The organism is Pedobacter sp. NJ-S-72, assembly GCF_053890575.1.
Window position 1 is genome coordinate 838,903 of the sequence record NZ_CM132681.1, and the last position, 21,583, is coordinate 860,485.

At 38.4% G+C, this 21,583-nt stretch carries 26 protein-coding genes, 1 tRNA gene and 1 pseudogene; 9 read left to right on the forward strand and 19 right to left on the reverse strand.

What is annotated here, in order from left to right; genetic code table 11:
- Positions 1-16 precede the first annotated feature (16 nt).
- The 3 genes and pseudogenes from ACWYN3_RS05535 to ACWYN3_RS05545 all read left to right on the forward strand — a co-directional run bounded on the left by ACWYN3_RS05535 (position 17) and on the right by ACWYN3_RS05545 (position 2,689).
- Positions 17-1,417 (forward strand): glycoside hydrolase family 3 protein, encoded by a 1,401-nt coding sequence (locus ACWYN3_RS05535; protein WP_456220243.1) that lies wholly within the window; start codon positions 17-19, stop codon positions 1,415-1,417.
- Between the two features lie 99 nt (positions 1,418-1,516).
- The gene (locus ACWYN3_RS05540) at positions 1,517-2,074 is read left to right on the forward strand and encodes a PA14 domain-containing protein (protein WP_456220244.1); all 558 of its coding nucleotides are present in this window, start codon (positions 1,517-1,519) and stop codon (positions 2,072-2,074) included.
- Between the two features lie 10 nt (positions 2,075-2,084).
- Positions 2,085-2,689, forward strand: a pseudogene (locus ACWYN3_RS05545) (fibronectin type III-like domain-contianing protein).
- Positions 2,690-2,786: 97 nt separating this feature from the next.
- Here ACWYN3_RS05545 and ACWYN3_RS05550 read toward each other — a convergent pair.
- The 11 genes from ACWYN3_RS05550 to ACWYN3_RS05600 all read right to left on the reverse strand — a co-directional run bounded on the left by ACWYN3_RS05550 (position 2,787) and on the right by ACWYN3_RS05600 (position 11,991).
- Positions 2,787-3,545: a S41 family peptidase gene (locus ACWYN3_RS05550; RefSeq protein WP_456222897.1), complete on the reverse strand. Its 759-nt coding sequence runs from the start codon at positions 3,543-3,545 to the stop codon at positions 2,787-2,789.
- A complete protein-coding gene (locus tag ACWYN3_RS05555) occupies positions 3,446-4,342 on the reverse strand; it encodes a hypothetical protein (RefSeq protein ID WP_456220245.1) in 897 nt (298 codons plus the stop codon). The genes ACWYN3_RS05550 and ACWYN3_RS05555 overlap by 100 nt, the downstream gene beginning before the upstream one ends.
- 2 nt (positions 4,343-4,344) lie before the next feature.
- On the reverse strand, positions 4,345-5,889 hold the full coding sequence (locus tag ACWYN3_RS05560) for a thiol-activated cytolysin family protein (RefSeq protein ID WP_456220246.1): 1,545 nt from the start codon (positions 5,887-5,889) through the stop codon (positions 4,345-4,347).
- Between the two features lie 57 nt (positions 5,890-5,946).
- Entirely contained in the window at positions 5,947-6,546 is a 600-nt protein-coding gene (locus ACWYN3_RS05565) for a thiol-activated cytolysin family protein (RefSeq protein ID WP_456220247.1), read from the reverse strand.
- Entirely contained in the window at positions 6,543-7,547 is a 1,005-nt protein-coding gene (locus tag ACWYN3_RS05570) for a hypothetical protein (RefSeq protein WP_456220248.1), read from the reverse strand. Before ACWYN3_RS05570 ends, ACWYN3_RS05565 begins: the two co-directional genes overlap by 4 nt.
- A 30-nt stretch (positions 7,548-7,577) precedes the next feature.
- Positions 7,578-8,543, reverse strand: coding sequence for a thiol-activated cytolysin family protein (locus ACWYN3_RS05575; protein WP_456220249.1), 966 nt, complete (start codon positions 8,541-8,543; stop codon positions 7,578-7,580).
- Between the two features lie 89 nt (positions 8,544-8,632).
- On the reverse strand, positions 8,633-9,775 hold the full coding sequence (locus ACWYN3_RS05580) for a thiol-activated cytolysin family protein (protein WP_456220250.1): 1,143 nt from the start codon (positions 9,773-9,775) through the stop codon (positions 8,633-8,635).
- 1 nt (position 9,776) lies between these two features.
- Positions 9,777-10,328: a hypothetical protein gene (locus ACWYN3_RS05585; protein WP_456220251.1), complete on the reverse strand. Its 552-nt coding sequence runs from the start codon at positions 10,326-10,328 to the stop codon at positions 9,777-9,779.
- A complete protein-coding gene (locus ACWYN3_RS05590; protein ID WP_456220252.1) occupies positions 10,301-10,759 on the reverse strand; it encodes a hypothetical protein in 459 nt (152 codons plus the stop codon). The genes ACWYN3_RS05585 and ACWYN3_RS05590 overlap by 28 nt, the downstream gene beginning before the upstream one ends.
- 444 nt (positions 10,760-11,203) lie before the next feature.
- Positions 11,204-11,569, reverse strand: coding sequence for a hypothetical protein (locus ACWYN3_RS05595; protein ID WP_456220253.1), 366 nt, complete (start codon positions 11,567-11,569; stop codon positions 11,204-11,206).
- Positions 11,566-11,991: a hypothetical protein gene (locus ACWYN3_RS05600; RefSeq protein WP_456220254.1), complete on the reverse strand. Its 426-nt coding sequence runs from the start codon at positions 11,989-11,991 to the stop codon at positions 11,566-11,568. Before ACWYN3_RS05600 ends, ACWYN3_RS05595 begins: the two co-directional genes overlap by 4 nt.
- Before the next feature lie 228 nt (positions 11,992-12,219).
- Between ACWYN3_RS05600 and ACWYN3_RS05605 the strand changes: the two genes are divergently transcribed.
- Positions 12,220-12,600 (forward strand): GntR family transcriptional regulator, encoded by a 381-nt coding sequence (locus ACWYN3_RS05605; protein WP_456220255.1) that lies wholly within the window; start codon positions 12,220-12,222, stop codon positions 12,598-12,600.
- Entirely contained in the window at positions 12,576-13,589 is a 1,014-nt protein-coding gene (locus ACWYN3_RS05610; protein WP_456220256.1) for an aminotransferase-like domain-containing protein, read from the forward strand. The genes ACWYN3_RS05605 and ACWYN3_RS05610 overlap by 25 nt, the downstream gene beginning before the upstream one ends.
- Before the next feature lie 111 nt (positions 13,590-13,700).
- On the opposite strand, the gene ACWYN3_RS05615 is transcribed toward ACWYN3_RS05610, so the two are convergent.
- The 6 genes from ACWYN3_RS05615 to ACWYN3_RS05640 form a co-directional block, all read right to left on the reverse strand.
- Positions 13,701-15,014, reverse strand: coding sequence for an amidohydrolase family protein (locus tag ACWYN3_RS05615; protein ID WP_456220257.1), 1,314 nt, complete (start codon positions 15,012-15,014; stop codon positions 13,701-13,703).
- Positions 15,004-15,474, reverse strand: a complete 471-nt coding sequence (locus tag ACWYN3_RS05620) for an amidohydrolase family protein (RefSeq protein WP_456220258.1) — start codon at positions 15,472-15,474, stop codon at positions 15,004-15,006. Before ACWYN3_RS05620 ends, ACWYN3_RS05615 begins: the two co-directional genes overlap by 11 nt.
- Positions 15,467-16,378: a hypothetical protein gene (locus ACWYN3_RS05625; RefSeq protein WP_456220259.1), complete on the reverse strand. Its 912-nt coding sequence runs from the start codon at positions 16,376-16,378 to the stop codon at positions 15,467-15,469. Before ACWYN3_RS05625 ends, ACWYN3_RS05620 begins: the two co-directional genes overlap by 8 nt.
- Positions 16,379-16,569: 191 nt before the next feature.
- Positions 16,570-17,064, reverse strand: a complete 495-nt coding sequence (locus ACWYN3_RS05630) for an amidohydrolase family protein (protein ID WP_456220260.1) — start codon at positions 17,062-17,064, stop codon at positions 16,570-16,572.
- Positions 17,006-17,575, reverse strand: coding sequence for a hypothetical protein (locus tag ACWYN3_RS05635; protein ID WP_456220261.1), 570 nt, complete (start codon positions 17,573-17,575; stop codon positions 17,006-17,008). The genes ACWYN3_RS05630 and ACWYN3_RS05635 overlap by 59 nt, the downstream gene beginning before the upstream one ends.
- Positions 17,548-18,021 (reverse strand): hypothetical protein, encoded by a 474-nt coding sequence (locus ACWYN3_RS05640; protein ID WP_456220262.1) that lies wholly within the window; start codon positions 18,019-18,021, stop codon positions 17,548-17,550. Before ACWYN3_RS05640 ends, ACWYN3_RS05635 begins: the two co-directional genes overlap by 28 nt.
- Before the next feature lie 470 nt (positions 18,022-18,491).
- On the opposite strand from ACWYN3_RS05640, the gene ACWYN3_RS05645 reads away from it, so the two are divergent.
- The 4 genes from ACWYN3_RS05645 to ACWYN3_RS05660 all read left to right on the forward strand — a co-directional run bounded on the left by ACWYN3_RS05645 (position 18,492) and on the right by ACWYN3_RS05660 (position 20,502).
- Complete coding sequence (locus tag ACWYN3_RS05645) at positions 18,492-19,175, forward strand: metal-dependent hydrolase (RefSeq protein ID WP_456220263.1); 684 nt, start codon at positions 18,492-18,494, stop codon at positions 19,173-19,175.
- Between the two features lie 36 nt (positions 19,176-19,211).
- Entirely contained in the window at positions 19,212-19,856 is a 645-nt protein-coding gene (locus ACWYN3_RS05650; protein WP_456220264.1) for a hypothetical protein, read from the forward strand.
- Positions 19,857-20,095: 239 nt separating this feature from the next.
- The gene (locus ACWYN3_RS05655; RefSeq protein ID WP_456220265.1) at positions 20,096-20,329 is read left to right on the forward strand and encodes a GNAT family N-acetyltransferase; all 234 of its coding nucleotides are present in this window, start codon (positions 20,096-20,098) and stop codon (positions 20,327-20,329) included.
- An 83-nt stretch (positions 20,330-20,412) separates the two neighbouring features.
- A tRNA-Ser gene (locus ACWYN3_RS05660) sits at positions 20,413-20,502 on the forward strand.
- A 138-nt stretch (positions 20,503-20,640) separates the two neighbouring features.
- Here the strand turns inward: ACWYN3_RS05660 and ACWYN3_RS05665 are convergent.
- Positions 20,641-21,228, reverse strand: a complete 588-nt coding sequence (locus ACWYN3_RS05665; protein WP_456220266.1) for a PhzF family phenazine biosynthesis isomerase — start codon at positions 21,226-21,228, stop codon at positions 20,641-20,643.
- Positions 21,215-21,559 carry a PhzF family phenazine biosynthesis isomerase gene (locus tag ACWYN3_RS05670; protein ID WP_456220267.1) on the reverse strand — a complete coding sequence of 115 codons (345 nt, stop codon included), beginning with the start codon at positions 21,557-21,559 and terminating at the stop codon, positions 21,215-21,217. The genes ACWYN3_RS05665 and ACWYN3_RS05670 overlap by 14 nt, the downstream gene beginning before the upstream one ends.
- Between the last annotated feature and the right edge of the window lie 24 nt (positions 21,560-21,583).

A 21,583-nucleotide genomic window follows, 5' to 3' on the forward strand; every position in this document is an offset into this window, starting at 1 on the left:
TTTTACTGACGATTTTTTGTTAGCTGTACCCTGCGGTGCTGTGGCTGCAAATGATACGACCAGTATAGCAAAGAAAAAAACTAGTGTTGCCCTTTATAAAAATCCTGCTGCGCCGATTGAAAAAAGAGTGAGCGATTTGCTTTCCAGAATGACTCCTGAAGAAAAATTCTGGCAGCTTTTTATGATTCCTGGTGATCTGGATGGGGTAGACAAAAATCGCTACAAAAACGGTATTTTCGGATTACAGGTTAGCGCGGTTTCTCAGGGAGGTGGCGGAGCAGGACAGATGCTGAGTTACAATACCAAGGAAAATGCTTATACGCTGGCGAAGAAAATTAATGCCATACAACGGTATTTTGTCAAAGAAACGCGTTTGGGTATACCCATTATTGCATTTGATGAAGCACTGCATGGATTGGTCAGACAGGGTGCTACTGCTTTTCCGCAGTCTATTGGTCTGGCTGCTAGCTTTAATACAGAAATGATGGGACAGGTTGCCGGAGCAATTGCTCAGGAAACCAAGGTAAGAGGGATACGTGATATTTTGACTCCAGTGATCAACATAGCCTCTGACGTGCGTTGGGGACGTACAGAAGAAACATATGGAGAAGATCCTTTTCTTTCTTCTGTAATGGGATTGGCATTTGTCCGCGCATTTGAGAATCAGAACATCATCACCACACCAAAGCATTTTGTTGCAAATGTTGGGGATGGCGGGCGTGATAGTTATCCGGTTCACTATGACGAACGTTTATTGGAAGAAATCTATTTTCCACCTTTTAAAGCAACTATTCAGCAAGGTAAAAGCCGGTCACTGATGACCGCTTACAACACCTTAAATGGTACTCCTGCAACTTCCAATGCATATTTGCTGACTCAAAAGCTGAAAAATGAATGGGGTTTTAAAGGTTTTGTGATTTCTGATGCCGGGGCAGTTGGTGGTGCAAATGTTTTGCATTATACTGCTGCTAATTATGCTGATGCGACTAGTCAGGCTATTATTGCAGGTCTGGATGTGATCTTTCAAACAGAATATGAGCATTATAAACTGTTTATCCCACCATTTTTGAATGGGTCAATTCCGCAGAAACGAATTGATGATGCTGTTTCAAGAGTTTTAAGAGCCAAATTTGAACTGGGGCTTTTTGAAAAACCCTATGTTTCTGAGGAGGATGCTCAGGTAGCTTTAAATGATAAAAGCAATAAGGGAATAGCGAAACAGGCTGCTTTGGAGTCATTTGTGCTGTTAAAAAATGAAACATCCGTTTTACCGCTTAAAAATGTTAAAAATATATTAGTCGTTGGCGAAGATGCAATTGAATCCCGTTTAGGAGGTTATAGCGGGACTGGTAATGGGAAGGTTAATATTGTAGAGGGCTTGAAAAAAAAAAACGAGCAGGGGAACAGGTTAATGTGACTTACAGTAAAGGGAGCAGTCGCAGTCCTGTTGTATATTTGCCAATTGCTCAGCAATTCTTAAAAGCGGATACAGCTCACGGTCTTTTTGCTGAATATTTTGATAATCTTACTTTTAAGCGGAAATCCGGTATTTACTCAAATTGATAAGGGGGTAGATTTTATGTGGACGCTTTCCTCTCCGGATAAACGTCTGGCTAAAGATCAGTATGCAATCAGGTGGAAAGGGGATATTAAAGCTCCTAATTCTGGAACTTACAAGATTGGTTTGGAAGGGAATGATGGCTACCGCCTTTACCTGGACGGGAAGCTATTAATTGATCAATGGGAGAAAAGATCATATCATACTCAATTAGTATCTTTTTCTTTTGATCAGGATAAAACCTATCCAATCCGTGTAGAATTTAAGGAACCTAAAGGGAATGCACATATTAAATTGATCTGGAACTATGGCGTGTTAGACAATCAGGATAAAGAGTTATCAGAAGCAGTTAAATTAGCTGGAAATGCTGATGTAATTGTTGTTGCTGCGGGAATAAAAGAAGGCGAATTTCAGGATCGCGCATTGTTAAACCTTCCGGGAAATCAGGAACAACTTATCCGGGCGATGGAAAATCATCAGGAAAGCCAGCCAGTTTTTTTTATTGGTTGGCGGTAGTGCGATCACTATGGACAATTGGTTCAATGATGCTGCTGGGGTTTTGAATATCTGGTATCCTGGTGAAGAAGGCGGTAATGCAGTTGCGGAAACCTTATTTGGTGATTATAATCCAGGAGGTCGTTTACCAATTACTTATCCTGTCCATGAATCACAATTGCCATTAGTATACAATCATAAACCAACAGGCAGGGGAGATGATTATAATAATTTGAGTGGCGAACTCTTTTTTCCTTTTGGTTTTGGCCTGAGTTATACAAAGTTTGAATATAAAAATTTGAAACTGAGCAAAAAGGAAATCTCAAAAACTCAGTCTGTAACAGCTAGTTTTACTTTACAAAATACAGGAAGTTATGATGGTGACGAAGTTGTGCAATTGTATATCCGTGATTTGTTGAGCAGCGTTGCCAGACCTGTTTTAGAATTGAAAGGTTTTAAACGGGTTAACTTAAAAGCAGGAAAGTGAAGCAAGTCTCATTTGAAATTACACCTCAAATGTTAGAGATGCTGAATGCTGAGATGAAAACTGTGATAGAGCCTGGCGATTTTAGAATAATGATTGGGTCTTCAAGTAAAGAATTAGTATTGAAAGATACTTTAAAGGTGGTTAAATAATTATTAAAAATCCTACTATTCATTTAGCGAAAACGGGGCTGCAATTAAGATTGCAACCCCGTTTTTTTTTTTTTTATACAATATCTCTTTGATTTTTTTAAATTTTCTTTATCCTGATATGAGCTCTCTCTTTTATTAATCCTGGCAGAATAACTGCATTAGCTTTTATTTCAACGCTATTAAAGTTAATACTTGCTTCTTTTCTGAATGATTCCTGTCTTGCAAATTTTGCCGGAAAAATTAAGCTCAGTGAGGCTTTTAAACCAGGTTCATTAGTGTCACCAAAATTAAATCTGGCATCATCATCAGCACTCAGATCTGTTATCATTCCGTCAAAGTAATTTCCTTCATTTCTAGCATTTAAGTTTTGGAACATCGAATAATAAACCGTGTTTTTGCTGATTTTAAGACCGAAGAAACCAATAGGTTTGCCATAGGTTTTAACCTGTTGGTTACCATTGCCAGAAACGCCAACCAGCTTCACATCAAGATAAGGTTTAAGACAGTTGATCAACAATTCACTTGCTGAAGCAGTTTCAGAGCTGACTATGAAAATAACTCTTTTCAAAGAACGCACACCTGTTGTTTTATCGAAGTAATAGGTGTTCGCGTTTAAAGAGTAATCACCATCGGCCATGGTTGCAGGGCGGTTATCAATATAGTACAAAGGATGTCCGTTATCATCAGCTAAAACCTGATTTTTTAGTAATCCAGCTCTATTGTTCTGCATCATAGCATTATACTTTTCTTTACGCATTATCTGTTTATCAAAGGCAGCTGGAATAACCAGGTTGGCAAAATAATCAGCAGTTGATATATATCCGCCCGGATTGTAGCGTAAATCGATAATCTCAATTCATCAATATTTTCATTTGCGAACCGGTTAAATACCCCGTTAAGTTGTCGATCCTCTCCATTTGGACTGGTAAATCTCAAATAGGAAAGATAACCTGTCTTTACCCCGTTGTAATTGAAGATCGTGTCTTTACCTACCGGATCAGCAACAAATTGTTGCCTTTGCAGTGTATAAGTCTTTTCAGGTTGCAGCTCAGATTTTTCAATGGTTATTCCTATTTGAGAACTGCTCAGTATAGTATTAAGATAATGGTAAAAAAGTGATTTAGTTTCTACGGGGTTGTTATTGATTTTAACAACTCTCATTCCTCGCTGAAGGCCTGATTTTGCAGCCGGTGAACCCGAAATGACATATTCTATCCGGATATCATCTTCTTTAACAGCAACAAATGTGACTCCAAAACCAACATTCAGATTGCCATCAGCAACTTTATTTTCAGGTACATTTTCAGTACCAATTATCGCTGAGTATTTTGAAACTTTCGGGTTTTGAGTGTTTGAAACAAAAGGTTTTTGTGTTTCCGGATTTATAGCATACTGGCTGATGTCAAATAATTCCTGATCAAGACTATGATAACCCCTGGGATTGAAAGCCTGATAAGAAGGTAATTGTTCGTTCCAGAAATAAACTTCCTTAGCGTAAGAAAAAACAGAATCCCTGGCGAGTAAATCGCCAGGGTTTTCTTGTTCAATAGGTAAGGATTCAGATTTCTTACAACTGGTAAAAGCCAGCAGGATAAAAAAGACACCAATCTTTAGCACAAAGTTATTAAAGCCTGTCCTGTTAATTTGTATCATAGTTAAGGTTTTATAACAATATAAGAACCGTCAGCAGGGTCGGTTAACCTCATTGGAAAACTTGAAGAGGAAGAACGCAGTATCGACATTCTCGTTAAGTGAGAGGTATTATTCAACTGTTTTGCATCACCCTCTCTCACAAAGTTGAAACCCTCTCTGGGTGAACCTTCACGAACCATTCTGTAATTATTCATGTTGAAAGTTATCCTGGCTGGTGCTACAATCGGTATTCTTGCTCCTTCATCACCATAAAAATCCAGGTATGAGGCATACAAACTTCCTTCCTGTACGATATTGATCTTCGCATAAATTTTGTCAACCGGCGCATCAATCCTGAAATTATTATTGATCGTTTTATTGTCTTTCAAAGATTTCATTTTAAACGATATCGGTACTCCAGGTGTTTGTGCAGAAAAATCAGAACCCTTTTTAATGAATCCCAGCAATTCATCCACACTAACAATCCGTTTTACAGCCTCCGCACCATTCGGGCCAATAAAGTATATTTTCATCATGGAGTTGTTGATCGTAGCAATCTCGGCAGAATTCAGTTCAGATGTTCCTGAAACCAATCCTCCCAGTACGGAGAATGCTTTTTTGAAAGTACTGTTCACCTGTTGCTGGTTTTCTTCGCTTTCAATAACCAGTATACCTGTAGAGCCATAAGTGATGTTGCTGATATAAGCTGGCCAGTAACCCTCAACAACAGCATTTAAGTCCAGGTTCGCATAGAGTTCACCTGGTTCCGGAACATCCATGTCGAGAGAGAAGTTCTTCTGAACAAACTTGGCAACCAAACCCGATTTACCTGCAATTTTCATGACACCGTTGGTGCTTGTTGAGCCTGAGCCATAGAATAATGCGCTTACTTTCACATTAGAACCAAAAACAGTTCTTAACTCATCGTAATAAGTAAATTCCTGTAGACTATAACTATAAGCGGCCTTTTGAGCGTTAGCCATTCCGTTATCCTGAAGTAATTTACTGTAAAATTGCGAAGCTGATAGTTCATTAGGATTAAAGGTTCCGGAGACAGTTTTGCCCGGTAATGAAATAGACGCACTTATTGGTCTGGATTCATATTGACCCAATCGCTCAGACAATGGAGTCATATCAAGCGTAGAGATTGTATTTCCTTTAATCAGGTTACCCAGATAAAAATTGTCTTTCTGTCCAAGCCATTCGGGTAGCATGGTAAATTCATCGGCATAACCGATAAAAGTTCTGCCGGCAAAATCCCCGATCCACATGCTGTCTTGTTTGATGTGAACAGCTCCAATGATTTTGTCATGCCATGAGCCTTCGAACATTAACCTGTCAGGGACTTCCAGACTGCTGGTTTTCCCGGAGTTAATCTTTGATTTGATAAATGAAGATTCTTGCAGCCAGCTGTTGAAGGCATTGAGTGAACCACTGTTAATACTTACATTACTTCCCTCCGGGGATTTTAAGGTAATATTCTGATCAGCGTTTTTGATGTTAACTGTCTGCTTCTTACAGGAAGAAAAGACGATAATGAATAAAAATAAAGTAGAGAATAATTTCATAGAATTAGATGTGGTAAGTGATGTTAAAACCCGGAATATTTATTCCGGGAGTATTTTTTATCTGATAATATCCCAGTCACCAGAATTGGGTGCTCCGGTTTGCAGACCAGCTGTTGTAACAGGTGCACTAAAATAGGCTGGGCTTTGGGCTTTCAAGTAATTGAGTTCTGTCTTTGGAGGCAGATAATTAAACTTCAATTCAACAGAAGTGAGATGATTCGTATTGTATGTGGCCCTGATTGGAGCGACCATGAGTGGGTAGGGGATTCCCTGTGGTGGAAACTGGCCGTATAAATAGGTAAGGCAAATTACTCTGTAGCTAAAATTAATATTTGCCGGAGCGATGATAGGAATGGTATAGTCCTGATCTGCATAGAAGGACAGCAGTGATTTTGCTGTCTTTTTATTACCTATTGACTGAATATCATAAGGCTCAGAAACTTTTGCCCATAATTTTTCTACCGGCACATCAATCCTGAAATTATTATTGATGGTTTTGTTGTCCTTCAAAGATTTCATTTTAAAAGATATCGGTACTCCAGGAGATTGTGCAGAGAAATTCGCTCCTTTTTTAATGTAATCCAGCAATTCGTCGACGGTAAGAATTCTTTTGACAACCTCAGCACCATTCGGACCTATAAAATAGATCTTCATCATAGATTTTTGATCGTAGCTATCTCAGAAGAACTCAGGTCGGAAGTTCCGGAAACCAAACCTCCCAATACCCTGAATGCTTTTGTAAATGTGCTGTTGACCACTTGTCTGTCTTCATCACTTTCAATAGCCAGTATACCGGTAGAGCCATAAGTAACCGTACTAATATAAGCTGGCCAGTAACCGTCAACGGCATTTAAATCCAGGTTCGCATAAAGCTCACCTTGTTCCGGAACATCCATGTCAAGGGAGAAATTCTTTTGTACAAATTTGGCCACAAGCCCTGTTTTTCCGGCTATTTTCATTACACCATTAGTGGATGTTGATCCGGAACCATAGAATAAGGCATTAACTTTTACATTAGAACCAAAGACTGTTCTTAACTCATCGTAATACGTGAATTCCTGAAGGCTGTAGCTATAAGATGCTGTTTGCATACTTGCCATCCCATTGTCCTGAAGCAGCTTACTGTAAAATTGAGTGGCTGCCATATCATTAGGATTAAACGACGTTCCTGATACCACCTTTCCTGGTAATGAAATTGAAGCACTGATGGGTCTTGACTCATAATGGCCCAGACGTTCAGATAATGGAGTCATGTCTAAAGAGGAAATCGTGTTTCCCCTGATCAGGTTCCCCAGGTAAAAATTGTCTTTTTGTCCAAGCCATTCAGGTAGCATAGTAAATTCATCAGCATAACCAATAAATGATCTGCCGGCAAAATCACCAAGCCACATGCTGTCTTTCTGGATATGGACAGCACCAATTATTTTGTCTTTCCAGGAGCCACCAGACATAAGTTTGTCGGGTATCTCACTGGTTTTGCCAGAGTTTAAATGTGATTTTACAGCAGATGAGCCCTGAAGCCAGTTGCTAAATGTAGTTATAGACGCGTTAGTAATGCTCACATTACTTCCTTCCGGAGACTTTAATAAAGCCTTTTGATTATTGTCTTTCATAACTACGGCTTCCTTTCTACAGGAAGCCGCGATTATTAAAAACATTAACAGAGTAGTTAATCGTTTCATTAATTTCTAGTTAGGCATATTAATATTCACCTTAAACAAAGAGTAATCCTGTAATCTTCTCAATCTGAAACTGATCGGATAACCTGGATTATCGGCAGAAAAATCACCTAAAGAAGTTACATAGGTAATAAATGAATTATATCCATCTATGGCCATTGGGCTTCCAGAATTTGGTCCGCCAACTAAAAATAAGGTAATTGTAGACTCCTGGATCAGATGCTTTTCATATTCCGTCATTGTCTCCGTAGTTTTCTTGAAAATTTTACTCGTTACTTTAGTAAAAGCCTTATTTGTTTCTTCCATATTCAGATTCGTTTCTACCGACAGAATACCCTTCTGGCCATATGAAATAGAGTTGATATACAATGGGTCCTGACCTCCGGCGATTAATGTGGCAAGATCGGTTACCCCAATCAATTCTGTTTTTTGAGGCAACGGCATATCAACAGTGAAATTTTCAATCTGGAAACTGGCTACAAAACCAAACTTCTTCTTTTTGATCGTAGTCACATTATGCATCAGACTTGAAGAAGAAGAAGAAAAGAGGCCTCTTACACTTAAGTTGTAACCAAAATCTTTTCTTAGCTCATCATAATCATAAAACGGTCTGTAGGTATATGCGAACGCTCCGATCTGAGTATTTTGAAAACTATTTCTCCTTAAGATATTCTGTAAAGTCTGTCTGAAAGAAGACATTCTTGGCGTATTAATCACGTCTCCAGTGTTTGTCCCAGGAAATGAACAGCTGATTCTGATCGGTAATTTCTGGTAGCCGTTCAGGCCCCAGAACTGTGCCGAATCTGTGAGCAGTTTACCTGAGAGTACATTACCCAGGTAAACTATATCAGCGTTATTATCCATCACTGTGAAATCAGAAGACTCAACAAAACCATTGGTTTGACGCGATCCAGCATCTTTGTTTACTGAATTTTGACCAGCTGTCAGGGATTCATTTTTTTTTTTTGCATCCATATATACTGATCATCAGCAAAGTACAGACACTCAATGAAAAGATCCTCATTCTGCTTAATTGAGATACATTCATGTTTTCTAATGTTTAATTAATTTGCAAGATTAATTTTGAAAATTGTTTTAAACAAAGCGAAGTTTTTCAAGTTTCTCATTCTGAATGAAATTGGTCCTCCATAGCTTTCACTTGTTACTGAAGCACCAGCTAAGATTGCATTTTTGAATGCTTCATAACCATTTACTGTAGCAGTATAAGCCTGCCCCGGGCCAAATTTCATATAAATAGTAATTTTAGCTTTATCCAGTAATGCTTTCTGAGCACTTGTTACATTAATATCAGATTTTACAATACCAATATTTAAACCTGCTTTAAAAGCCACGTTAAAATCCTGATATGACGCATCAGTTTCAGCCATAAACATCCCGAATCTACCATAGGTTACAGAGTTTACGTATACTGGCGCATACTCATCCATCACTGCGTTAGCATCAGCAGGACTGATTAACTCAGTTTTTTTTTGTAATGACATATCTACAGTAAAGTTTTCCTGAACAAATTTCGCGATAACCCCGGTACGTGATTTAATTTTTGTTCCACCACCGTTAACACCGATACTTACAATTTTACCTATGTCTACGTTCGCACCGAATGTATATTTAAGTTCATTGTAATCAGTGAACTCACTTGAAGTGTAAGAAAAACTGTTGATTTGAGGAACAGTACCTTGTCTGGCAACTACCTGACCTACAAAATCACGCATGGTAACAATATCGGGGTTTTCGATTACTCCGCCAACGTTAGTACCAGGGATAGAAAGACTGGCTCTGATTGGTAAAGCATCATAATCTCTCACACTTAATGGGTTAAATAAATAACCGTTTACGATAGATTTACTGTTGAAAATTGCACCTGGGTAGGCAAGGTCCCAGTTCTCGTTTGAAACCATAACATCATCAGTTTCTACAAATAGTGTTTTTCCGCCACCGCTTGTCCATGCGCTGTCTCTTACAATTCCGCTGCTGGTTTTCTGGCTGTTCATTAACTGGTTGAAATTAAGCAGAGAACCTTTTCCTATTTCAACCAAAGGATTTGGGATAACTTTTCTGTCCTGGAACACACTTAATTGAGCGTCTTTAGACTGATTAGTTTGGTCATCAGAAGCAATTTTTGCTTCTTTTTTACAGGACACGGCAAGTCCGATTACTACAATAGAGAGTAAATTTAGTTTTTTCACTTTAGATAGATTTTATGGTTTTTGAATAATTAAAATTCTTTAGAAATTTGTCACTTGAATAAGCACTGCTTAGTTCAAATGCTATTGGAACTCCATGGTCTTCATAGTTAAATGTTCCGCTATTGACAAAATTGGATGGTGGATTAGTGATATCTGTAAAAGTCTTGATTGTTGCTAAAGCATTACCTGAACTTTTGAGTAATTGAGCTTGGTTTTCAGGGCTATATCCCCTGAGGTAAGTATGTATTTTTGCTGTATTTAATGTTTTCAGCTCATCATCAGAGACCGGCTTGTTGTTTTCAGTGATATTAAGGATGATTTTATTCATTTCCCGCCAGCCCAGTTTAGAGTCAATTGTCATGATCGAGATCTTACCATAGGTAATACTATTGACAAAACCACTTTCATCACTCTTAAGTATATCAAGATTGTATGGCTGCTGGAAAAAGTTCTTCTCACCAGATGTGATGCGCAATGTGAATGTTTCTTTCCTGTTATAATAAACTAATCCATTTTCTACTTTTCCTAAATCATCATTACCGATCTTAAACAAATCCAGTATAGTTGAATTTTCAAAAAAAAAAATAATTTCAATTCATTGTAATTAGAAAATGGATAGTGTTCGTAACGTGAGAAACCAAAGAGACTGGGCTTAGCGCCCTGTAAATATTCCCTTACAAGGCTATCCATACCCGCCAGATTATTGACTGGTACATCCAACCTGATATGCGGAGCATTAAAATTATAGGCATTTGTCGTAACTAAACTGAGCGGATTTCTTTTGAATTTTGTATACCCCTTAAATGCTCCCTTATTTTCTATAAAGTGTCTTCCGTCAATAGGAGAGCCAAGGTAAAGATCCTTATAATCACCATTAATCGGGTATGAAAACTCTGAATCGAAGCTTTTTCTGATGATAAAGTCTGATATTTTATCTTTAGCCCAAATGGTATCTGTTATGTAGTAACCCGACGCAGCCGCCATGCTTTGAAATTGGTAATCTTTATAATCTTTTTTTGTGATTATTTCCGGGGCCGGAGGGTTAGGAGCTGGTGTTTTTTTTTTTTGCAGGAGATAAAGCAAAAAGCGAATAGAATGACCAAATAGTGACGGGGAATAGCTATAAAGTTACTTTTAAACATAGTAACTAGAAATAAAGTTGAAGTATGAGGACATTTTTTAGCGAATAAATACTTAGGGTTAACTTTTGTTTTTTATTTTTTCAAAATTAATGCTTTGTAATTAATTTATAAATTTTTTACGTGAACGTTGTTATTCGCTAGGTGAAATTAGAGTTGGGGGGAGGGAAAACGACGAATGCTTATTTAGATAAATTCAAAATAAGAAAATAAATATAGTTAAAAAAAAAAAGGACTTCCCTGATTTTAACAGGAAACGTCCTCTTTACTATGCCTTTAATCAATAAACTTAGTTCTTCTTTACGGGGCTTTCCTGGGGAATAATGGCTAATAATGTTTCATAATAGCGGAGAAATGCTTCGGGATAGTTGTTGAGAAATAAATAGGGCTCAATAAGTTCTAACTCCATCAAATGGAATACACCGTTTACAATCAGGCCATCCACTCTTGCGTACAGACACCCAGCTGCAAACTTTTTTACATACGCTTGTGCAGTTAAAATATAGTCCCGGGTGTTCTTTTCTGTAGCCCGGATTGTTCCTCCATGATAATGTTGTACCCGGAAATCACCTTCACCCGGTAATTTAAGTACGCTATGACTAAACTCACCACCCAAAAATATATAAGATAATTCGCCGTTCTGAATCTCTTTCATATAAGGCTGAACTGAACGATATAGCTTTCTACTTGTAGAAGTGCGTCAACAACATTTTGACTGGTAGCAATATCTTCTTTAGTTAATATTAATGTGTTTTTGGCACCCGCACTCACGCAGGGTTTGATAATTAGTTTTTCTACTGCTAAGCTATCAAAGAAAACCCGCAATGGTGAAGTTGATCCTTGTTCGAGAAACAGGGAAGGTATAATTTTAAGACCAGCATCTGCAATTTCCTTTAAATAATGTTTATCACTATTCCACCGAATAATATCATATGGATTTAATAAGCTTACGCCCAATGCTTCCAGCTTATTGAGCCAGGTATTAAAGTCTGCAAAATGATCGTGATAGTCCCAGGGAGTTTTAAGTATGGCTAAATCATAATTTCCCCAGTTAACTTCCGGATCGTTCCAAATCACACTTTCGATATGAAGTCCTTTAGCTAATAAAAAATCCAGTAGACTAGTATGTTCATCCTTATCGGTGCCAGCCGTATATTTTTTTCCTGTGTATGGTAACTAATTAATGCAATGTTCATGATATTTTTCTGTTAATAGCCTTTTGATAATACAAAAATGCTGTTATATTGGTACACATAAAAGATCCATTTTTATTATAATAATAGTACCATTATTAATAATCTAAACATGCCAAAATCATCTCCCGACATATTACTTACATTTCTCAAACTGGATATTCATTCGAAAAAACCGTTATACATTCAATTGTACAACGAAATCAGGGATGCTGTACATCAGGGAATGTTAAAATATGGAGACAGGATGCCGTCAACAAGAGCATTGGGAAAGTATCTTGGTATCTCCAGAAATATTGTGATTCTGGCTTTTGAACAGTTGATCCTTGAGGGATATCTGATCAGTAAAACGGGAGCGGGGACTTTCATTTGCGAAGAAATTGAATTGGCAAATAAAAGTACGCGTCAAAAGACATTAGCGATAGCTGAAGAAAAGAAAGAGCATACCGGGTTTAATCCACATATAATTTGCCGGGACATGGGAAATATCTGATCAATGATGACCGGATAGAGCCCATAAAAGCTTTCCAGACCTCAATACCTTCTTTTGAACATTTTCCTTTTGCCATCTGGTCAAGAATTGCTGCAGATATTTACCGGAATATTCATTTGCTGCATTTGGGGTATGATGACATTCAGGGGCATCTGCCGTTAAGAGAAGTGCTGGCAGATCATTTACGAATTAACAGGTCTATTGACTGCAAGGCCGACCAGCTGGTCATTGTTAATGGCTCCAGGCAGGGCATGCATCTTCTTGCCGAAATGTTCTTGAAAAAAGGTGATCAGTGCTGGATGGAGGATCCTGGATATGCATCTGCAAAATGTGCCTTTGAGCGTTTTGGTGGTGTACTTTGTCCTATACCTATAGGTAATAAGGGGCTGGATATTGATTATGCACTGAAAAATTATCCCTCTGCAAAGATTGCTTATGTGACACCTTCTCATCAATATCCTTTGGGTATAACGATGCCGCCGCTGGCAGAACGGATCAGGTTATTACAGCATGCTAAAAAGAAGGGAATGCTGATTATTGAAGATGATTATGATAGTGAATTCAGGTATAATGGCAGGCCACTTCCTGCATTGAGAGGGCTTGACAACAGCGGGCATGTAATTTATCTGGGTACTTTTAGCAAGATCTTATTTCCAGCACTTCGCATTGGCTATGTCGTTATGCCAACTGCCGAAATGGCCCGGCAACTTTCCTTTATCAAGATGATTACTGACCGGCAGAATCCTGGTATAGATCAGGCAATATTATGTGAATTTATTCGCTCAGGGCATTTTGCGAGACATCTGAGACGGATGCGCCTCCTTTACAAAAAAAATCAGGACTACCTTGTTTTTTTGCTGAAAAAATATCTGGGGGATCATATTATCATTAATGCCGGAGATGCCGGAATGCATTTTGTAGTAAGTTTCGTTAAAGACTGCCATGCAGAAGCAGTAAAAAAACAGCGGGATTCCAAGGTATTATTCTAATTCCAATTGAGGAATTAGCTATACACTTCAAACATAAAAATAGTTTTCTACTGGGTTTTACCGGCTTTACAAATCAGGAGATGGAAAGGGCTGTCCATCTCCTGAAAGAGATTATTTTTTTTCAGTAGCATATTTGTCACTGAATTTTTTATCCAGTTGTTTATGCAGGTTATCAAGATTAATATCTCTTCCCTGGATAAAAGCCTGTTCAACTTTATTAGTTTTCATGTCTAAGGCATCACCAGCAGAGATGAAAAAAGTAGCATCTTTTCCGGCTTCAATACTGCCTGTAATTTTATCTACACCCATTGCTTTTGCTGCATTCAATGTAATGGTAGATAATGCTTTTTCTTTATCCAGTCCCCAGGCAGTAACTGTGCCCGCCATAAAAGGCAAATTACGCTGTTGCCAGTACCCATCGATACTTAACACAACATTCAAACCGGCATTAGCCAGAATAGCTGCGTTTTTGTAAGGCATATTCACATCATCATCATTGTTATTTGGCAGTGCATGTGGCTGTTTAACCACTACCGTAATGTTGTTTTCTTTTAAAAAGCCGATTGCTAAATAAGCTTCATCAGCACCCGTAATTACTGGAGTAATCCCGAATTTCTTTGCAAAGTTAACAGCGGCAGTGATATCTTTCTGACTATCAGCCTCAATAAATAGCTTTTCTGTACCTGAGAAAACTGATTTCATAGCTTCGAAACGAGTGTTTATGACTTCTGGTTTTCCCATTTCTGAGTAGGCTTTAGCCTCGGCAAAGAAAGATGTTAATTGATTAATAGCTGACTGGTTACGTTCTGTAAGCACTTCTGGTGAAGTTTGCGCTCTGCCAAAACCTCTGAAACGAGGAGTAGCGGGCCAGCTCATATGCATGGCATCATCAGTTTTAATTGCTGCATCTTCCCAGTTCCATGCATCTAACTGCACCACTGATGAACTGCCAGAAATTGTTCCGCCTTGTGGTGTCGGCTGCGCCATAGTAAGTACACCATTACTGCGCAATGTTGCAGGTACTTTTGAATCTGTATTGTAAGCTACAATTGAGCGGATGTGTGAATTATAATCACCAATTTCTGAAAAATCGAGCGTAGCTTTTACGGCCTCAATCTCTGTTAACCCTAAATTTGTTGCAGTGGCAATAAAACCCGGGTAAATATGTTTTCCGCTGGCATTAATACGCATGAAATCATCTTGTGGAACTTGTCCGCCAGCTATTACCGAAATGATTTTTCCATTCCCGAAAAGGATAGTCCCGTTATCAATAATTGTCCCATCTCCAATATGGATTGTAGCACCTGTAATGGCTATGGTTTTGCTTTGTTTTTTTGCGGGTGAGATGTTAGCTTGCGCAAAGGATATCAGGCATGATGCCGATAGGGTCAGGCTAAGTAGATATGTTTTTAGGTTAGTGTGCATGTTCTGATTCGTTTAATTCTGCTGAATAATCTTCTAAAGTTTCACAATTGTAAAGACGGGGAGAATTTCCCAGTGGACGTTGTGTACTGGAACCACTGCTTTTGCTGTCTAACATTTTCTGAATTAAACGGGCTTTTTCCGTTTGCTGAGCTTTGATCTGCTGTGCATCTTTATCAATATCCCAATAGGCAACACCATCCACAAAAGTTTTCTCTGCTTTTGCATAAATAGAAAGCGGGTCGGCTGACCAGATCACTACGTCTGCATCTTTACCTGCTTTTAAACTACCAACTTTATCAGCTATATGAAGCATTTTTGCCGGGTTCAGGGTGACAAATTTAAAGGCATCTTCTTCAGGAACATTACCATATAAAACTGCTTTTCCTGCTTCTTGATTTAAGTGACGAGCCATTTCTGCATCGTCAGAATTGAAAGCTGTTGTAATACCTACATTATGCATGATCTTGCCATTGTAAGGAATTGCTTCTGCAACTTCGTTTTTGTAAGCCCACCAATCTGAGAAAGTTGAACCTGCAATACCATGAGCTTTCATTTTGTCGGCAACTTTTATAACCTTCTAAAATATGTGTGAATGTATTGATCTTGAAACCAAGACTATCAGCAACATGAATTAACATGTTGATTTCACTTTGCACGTAGGAGTGACAGGTGATGAAGCGTTTATTCTTCAAAATTTCTACCACTGCATCTAATTCTAAATCACGGCGAACGTTATTTCCTTTTACTGCAATAGCTTTTTCATATTCTTTTGCACGGGTAAATTCATCAACAAATGTCTGTTCAACACCCATACGTGTTACCGGAAAACGTGCACCAGAACCGAAATTACTTTGTTTAACATTTTCACCCAATGCAAATTTGATAAAGCCGTCTGCACCAGCGAACTTTAATTCTTCGGGTGCTTTGCCCCAGCGTAGTTTGATGAGTTGAGACTGGCCGCCAATTGGGTTTGCTGAACCATGTAAAATATGTGAGGTTGTCACACCACCTGCCAGCTGTCGATAAATATTCACGTCTTCTGAATTGATAATATCTGCGATGCGAACTTCTGCCGAAACAGATTGTGCGCCCTCGTTAATACCACCAGAACCAGCAATGTGCGAGTGTTCATCAATGATACCTGCGGTTACATGTTTGCCTGTCGCGTCAATAACTTTTGCATTGCCTGCGGATAGGTTTTTACCAACTGCTTTGATTTTTCCGTTCTCCAGCAGGACATCTGCATTTGGTAATATGCCTTCCTTTTCATTCGTCCAGACTGTGGCGTTTTTAATCAGAACGCTTTCTTGTTTAGGTATTTCTGCATTTCCGAAAGCACCAAATGGATAAACCAGCGTACCCATTGCTAAACTGGTTTTTGGCTCTTCTTTTTTAGGTGTTTCTTTTGCAGTTTCTTTATAAGCAGCAGTAAATCTTCCGGATGTTCCATCAGGAAGTATTGCATCCCCTTTGATTAATAAAGGGGATGCAGCTGTTAAATATCCGCTTAAACGAATATTTCCTTTAGGGTTTTTCTTTAAATTGAAGTTGATGTTTATCCAGTCACCATTTTTCTGGTAAAAGTAGCGGTAGCTTTCACACTGTCAACGCCGGTTCTTTCAATTGCTGCTACTGAACCGCCTGATGTACCAGTGATTTTTAAGGTTAACGGACCAACGCCATCAACATTTAAATTGTAAAGGCCACGTATATCGGCAACATCTATTTTGTTGACGATAAAGCGTTTTCCCTGTACCCAGTTTTCGAAGATGATATTGCCATTTTTAAACAGGTTTTCAGAAGAGATCAAAAAGTTGGCTATTTTGCCTTTTTCCAGTGAACCAACTTTATCGCTGATACCAAGGAGTGAAGCTGGAATTTCAGTAACTGCTGATAAAGCTTGTTTTTCAGTGAGGCCGTTTTCAATTGCACTTCGGATATTAGTCCAGAAATCGCGTGTGTTCTCTAAACCGAAAGAGGTGAGTGCAAATTTAATTCCTGCTTTTTCTAATGCAGCTGCATTGGCAGGTGCCATTTCCCAGGCTTTCATTTGAGCTAAGGTTATGTTCTCTGGCTTCTGCCGGATCTTCTACATCATAGGCTTTAGGGAAAGTTAAGGGAATGATCAGGCTTGCTCCGGTAGCTTTAACTTCGTTAATGCGCTGATATTCGTCGCCATTAGACTTGATGATATATTGTTTGCCAAATTCTTTACCAATTTTATCGGCACGAAGGATATTGGCCCAGCCATCAGCTTCAAAAATCTGAGGGATACTTTGCTGCTTTGCAAATTCTTCCAACGAGATGTTGTACTCGTCTTTTTGTTTACCATACCATTGTGAATCATAATAGGTTTGACGTAACAGCGCGATTGAACCCATTAATGAGGTCGGATAATCGTTTGATGAGGTACCTTTGTTGAAGGAGTAATTTGCAGCGGTCTGATCTTTCAGAAATACATTGTTATCCGCACTTTCATTCAACGTTACCGCTGCTGAAATTCCACGTGCAATTCCATCACGGCTAATTACGTTTACACTTCCGAAACCTGCTTTTCGCAAATCATCATCGCTTTTTTGCTGTCAATAGAGAAGATATTTTTTACCTGGATTTCTGGTCTGATAGCTTCATTCCATCCGTACGCACCTTTTTTGGTAGATACAAAAACAGACTGACGGGCTGCGCGGGGTTGAGCAGCAGTTTCAGCTAAACCATAACTTGAAAAAGCATCAATTAATGAAGGATAAATGAACTTTCCTTTTAAGTCGATGACGACATAGCCTTTTGGTACAGTTAAGCCTGAGCCGACAGCTTGTATCAGCTGGCCTTTTACTAATAATGTAGCGTTGGATAGGGTTTGGCTGGAATTAACTACAATTGTTGCATTGGTAAAGGCAAACATACCTGGTCTGGTGTCAAAAGAGCCGTTAACAGGGTAGGTGGTTTGCTGTGCAAATAGAATTGTAGTAGAAAATACCAGCACAATGGCAAGTAAAGTTTTCTTCATAATAGGTTCAAGGGTTAATTTATCTAAAACTAAAACAAATTAGTATAGAAGTACTTTGATAAACTATTTTTTACAATGAAAATTACATGTGTTTTTATTGATATGCTAAAAAAAGCTCAAGTTCAAAAATGACTAGTTCAGGATCAACTTAGCCTACATAGCGTATTTCGTGATTGATTTCGGGCTGGCGCATCTTCATGTAAGTCTGCCGGGTTGGGGCGTGAGGTTGCCCAGGCTTTGACAGAAGCTGCACATCAGACCTGCCCGTATTCTAAAGCCATCAAAGGTAATATTGATGTAGTCATTAACCTTATCTAAAAACCGTATAGCCCGTCGTATTTATCAGACAGGCTATTAATTCTGGACTGTTTTAAAATAAACTGTTCCTTTTTTGAATGCTAAATAACAATCTTTAATCGGATTTTAGTAAATTGATATTCCTGATTTTTATAAATTAATACAATTAAAAGATGAAACTTATATATTATGGACACTCGTGTTTCTCCGTAATTGCAGGCGGCAAGCACATTCTATTTGATCCCTTTATTTCGGGAAATGAATTAGCGAAAGACATTAGAATAGAGGAGGTTAAAGCTGATTATATTTTTGTCTCTCATGGTCATTTTGATCATATGCTCGATGTGGTCGCTATTGCAAACCGGACAGGCGCAAAGGTATTAGGTATTTGGGAGTTGTACGAATACTTTAAAAAACAGGGAGTTAAAAATGTACATCCGATAAATCCTGGAGGCAAAGCTACTTTCGATTTCGGAACGGTGAGATCTGTTATCGGACAACATTCAAGTAGCTTTCCGGATGGCAGTTATGCTGGTGTGGCTTGTGGATTCGTTTTAGATACCGCAGATGGTAATTTTTATTATAGTGGTGATACCGGTCTTACTTTAGATATGACATTAATCCCAAGATGGATTGATCTTGATTTTGCTGTATTTCCGATAGGTGATTTGCTAACTATGGGAGTAGAGGATGCGATTGAGGCGGCGCAATTTGTTAAGGTAGATAAAGTGGTTGGGGTACATTATGATACATTCGGATTAATTAAAATTGATGATAAACGTGATGCGATAATTGAATTTGAAAAATCAGATTTGACATTGTGTTTGCCTGAAATAGGTGAAAGCATTGATGTATAATTCTTAATTATAACGATATTATGTTTATATTTATTTATGAAAGTTTCCAGCAATGATCCGTTTGATTTAAATCTTTGTATAAGAGGGTTAGGTGTATTAACCACTTATATGCATTCTCATATTTATGAATTCGTTTACTACATGACCTTTAAAAGGTCGATGAAATCATATGCTAAGGATTTTAAGCATGCATGGGAACAATATATCGCTGATAATGAATTTTTTGAAAAAATAGAAGACCCTTTTGTTCAGAATTTTCTTAAAACCCAGAACACACTCGTTGAGTTTAAACTGGAGCTGATTCGAAGATTCGGGATAGATGAGGATGACGATTTGGAGAATGAAATGTTTATTGCGCAGGCAGAACGTTTCAGGCCGTATTTGATGAGGCATAAACGTTCTAAGAGTTATAAAAAATTAACGCTCTATTATGAGAGAACTTTAGAGGGGATTATCGAATGTCTATATCTTTATGCCAGCGCTGTAACTGTACAGAGTTATAAGATTCCTTTGGTATTCAAAAGGCAGTTTCGATTGGAAGATAAAGCCTGGGGAAGGCTACTGAACCAGGACGATAATAGTGTTGAGTTAATAACGGAACTGATTACTGAATTAAAAAAGGATCTGGTTAGTCTGAAAGTGTTGATGATCGTTAAGCCGAAGAGGAAAAAATCAGTGTAATATATTTATTATTTAATGATGAAAGTAATATCAGTAAGGGAAAATCCAGAATATAAAGATCGGGCTATAGCGTACTTGCAAAAAATCTGGGAAGAAATGCCTCCGGTTATATATGAGGATTGTGTCAGTCATTGCATCGTTGCAAAAAGTGATTTGCCTCAATGGTATCTGCTGGAAAACGAAGGAGAAATAATGGGCTGTGCCGGACTTGTTCCAAATGATTTTATTAGCAGAATGGAATGGATTTGTATCCCTGGGTTTGTGCAGTATTTGTTGATGAAAGATACAGAGGGAATTCTTATGGTTCCTTGTTACTTGAAAAAGCGAAAGCTGATACTAAGAAGGCCGGATTTCAGCAGATGTATCTTTGTACTGATCATATCGGGTATTATGAGCGATATGGGTTTAAATATATAGGGCAGGGGTATCATCCCTGGGAAGAAGAATCAAGGATTTATGGGGTAGAAGTATAAATTTTTTAATTCATAATGAGGCGTTTAAACGTCTCATGCATATTATAATTTGTAAAAACCCTCTTTTTTCGTACTTTTGTCGCGGAGAGTTGGCAGAGTGGTCGATTGCGGCAGTCTTGAAAACTGTTGACTTGTTAAAGGGTCCGCGGGTTCGAATCCCCCATTCTCCGCCAAACAAAAATGCTACCCTCTTCGGGTGGCATTTTTTGTTTTAAACCGGCCTGAGCTCTTCAGCTCAAGGGCCAGATTAAAAACAAAAAATTCCAGCGCGCAGCGACAGCATTTTTGATTGAGGCCTCCCCCCACAGGGATCAGCGAGCTAATCCCTCTAATTCAATTTCAGTCTTAAATACCGCTATAGCCTTCCCTTTTATCTTTATTAATACAGGTAAATCATTTTCAATCTCAACGCTAACACCTATTACCCCGGGTCTATTTATTTTCTCCCCTTGTTTACCATTGAATCCGAAGGTATTTCCCTTAAAATCAACGATTTTATTCTGTATCAGATATCCCCCTAAGGGTCCGTTTGCATTACCTGTAACCGGGTCTTCATTTATTCCAATTGCCGGTGCAAACATTCTCCCATATGTTAATACGTCATCATCATCTGAGTCAAATGTGAACACAAAATACCCATTGCAATTGATCTGTTTACTTAGTGTAATCAAACTACTATAATCTGGATTCAAATTGTTGAGTTTTTCTCTGCTTTTTATCCCTATCATAACTTTTGAATGCCCAGTAGAAGCGATCTGAACCGGGCATCTTTCATCAGTATCATCATAACCTAGCCCTAATGCAGCTAATATTTGTTGCGTCGTCGTCGTATCAAATGCAGGACTAAGTTCAAATTTACCCTGGGTCATTATGACTTGGTAATCCTCATTTTCCTTCACTATCTCGAAAGGAAGTGTACCAACCTTGGTTTTTATATCTTAAAATACAAGAATTCAAATTGTGTTCAATAGCTTTTGCGTACATCGCGGCAATTGTAGCGTGCCCACAAATCGGAACTTCTGATGTTGGCGTAAAATATCTGATTAAGCCGTCAGAATCATTGTCATCAGGAGAGAAAAGAAAAGCCGTCTCAGAATTGTTTAATTCTTTTGCGATCTGTTGCATTTGAGTATCATTTAATCCGTCGGCATTTACAACTACTCCTGCCGGATTTCCACTAAATCTCTCTTTTGTAAAAGCATCTATTTGATATATTTTAAAAGTTTTCATAATTGCTTCGGGTTTATTGTGAGC

Bases quoted from the DNA above. Each gene is read 5' to 3' on its own strand.
- ACWYN3_RS05630 (WP_456220260.1), bottom strand. From the start codon at position 17,064: ATGAAAGCCTGGGAAATGGCACCTGCCAATGCAGCTGCATTAGAAAAA.
- ACWYN3_RS05615 (WP_456220257.1), bottom strand. From the start codon at position 15,014: ATGCACACTAACCTAAAAACATATCTACTTAGCCTGACCCTATCGGCA.
- ACWYN3_RS05625 (WP_456220259.1), bottom strand. From the start codon at position 16,378: ATGGGTACGCTGGTTTATCCATTTGGTGCTTTCGGAAATGCAGAAATA.
- ACWYN3_RS05595 (WP_456220253.1), bottom strand. From the start codon at position 11,569: ATGAAAGAGATTCAGAACGGCGAATTATCTTATATATTTTTGGGTGGT.
- ACWYN3_RS05570 (WP_456220248.1), bottom strand. From the start codon at position 7,547: ATGTTTTTAATAATCGCGGCTTCCTGTAGAAAGGAAGCCGTAGTTATG.
- ACWYN3_RS05670 (WP_456220267.1), bottom strand. From the start codon at position 21,559: ATGAAAACTTTTAAAATATATCAAATAGATGCTTTTACAAAAGAGAGA.
- ACWYN3_RS05565 (WP_456220247.1), bottom strand. From the start codon at position 6,546: ATGATGAAGATCTATTTTATAGGTCCGAATGGTGCTGAGGTTGTCAAA.
- ACWYN3_RS05590 (WP_456220252.1), bottom strand. From the start codon at position 10,759: ATGGCGGCTGCGTCGGGTTACTACATAACAGATACCATTTGGGCTAAA.
- ACWYN3_RS05645 (WP_456220263.1), top strand. From the start codon at position 18,492: ATGAAACTTATATATTATGGACACTCGTGTTTCTCCGTAATTGCAGGC.
- ACWYN3_RS05560 (WP_456220246.1), bottom strand. From the start codon at position 5,889: ATGAAATTATTCTCTACTTTATTTTTATTCATTATCGTCTTTTCTTCC.
- ACWYN3_RS05575 (WP_456220249.1), bottom strand. From the start codon at position 8,543: ATGGATGCAAAAAAAAAAAATGAATCCCTGACAGCTGGTCAAAATTCA.
- ACWYN3_RS05655 (WP_456220265.1), top strand. From the start codon at position 20,096: ATGGATTTGTATCCCTGGGTTTGTGCAGTATTTGTTGATGAAAGATAC.
- ACWYN3_RS05620 (WP_456220258.1), bottom strand. From the start codon at position 15,474: ATGCATAATGTAGGTATTACAACAGCTTTCAATTCTGACGATGCAGAA.
- ACWYN3_RS05640 (WP_456220262.1), bottom strand. From the start codon at position 18,021: ATGAAGAAAACTTTACTTGCCATTGTGCTGGTATTTTCTACTACAATT.
- ACWYN3_RS05650 (WP_456220264.1), top strand. From the start codon at position 19,212: ATGAAAGTTTCCAGCAATGATCCGTTTGATTTAAATCTTTGTATAAGA.
- ACWYN3_RS05555 (WP_456220245.1), bottom strand. From the start codon at position 4,342: ATGATACAAATTAACAGGACAGGCTTTAATAACTTTGTGCTAAAGATT.
- ACWYN3_RS05605 (WP_456220255.1), top strand. From the start codon at position 12,220: ATGCCAAAATCATCTCCCGACATATTACTTACATTTCTCAAACTGGAT.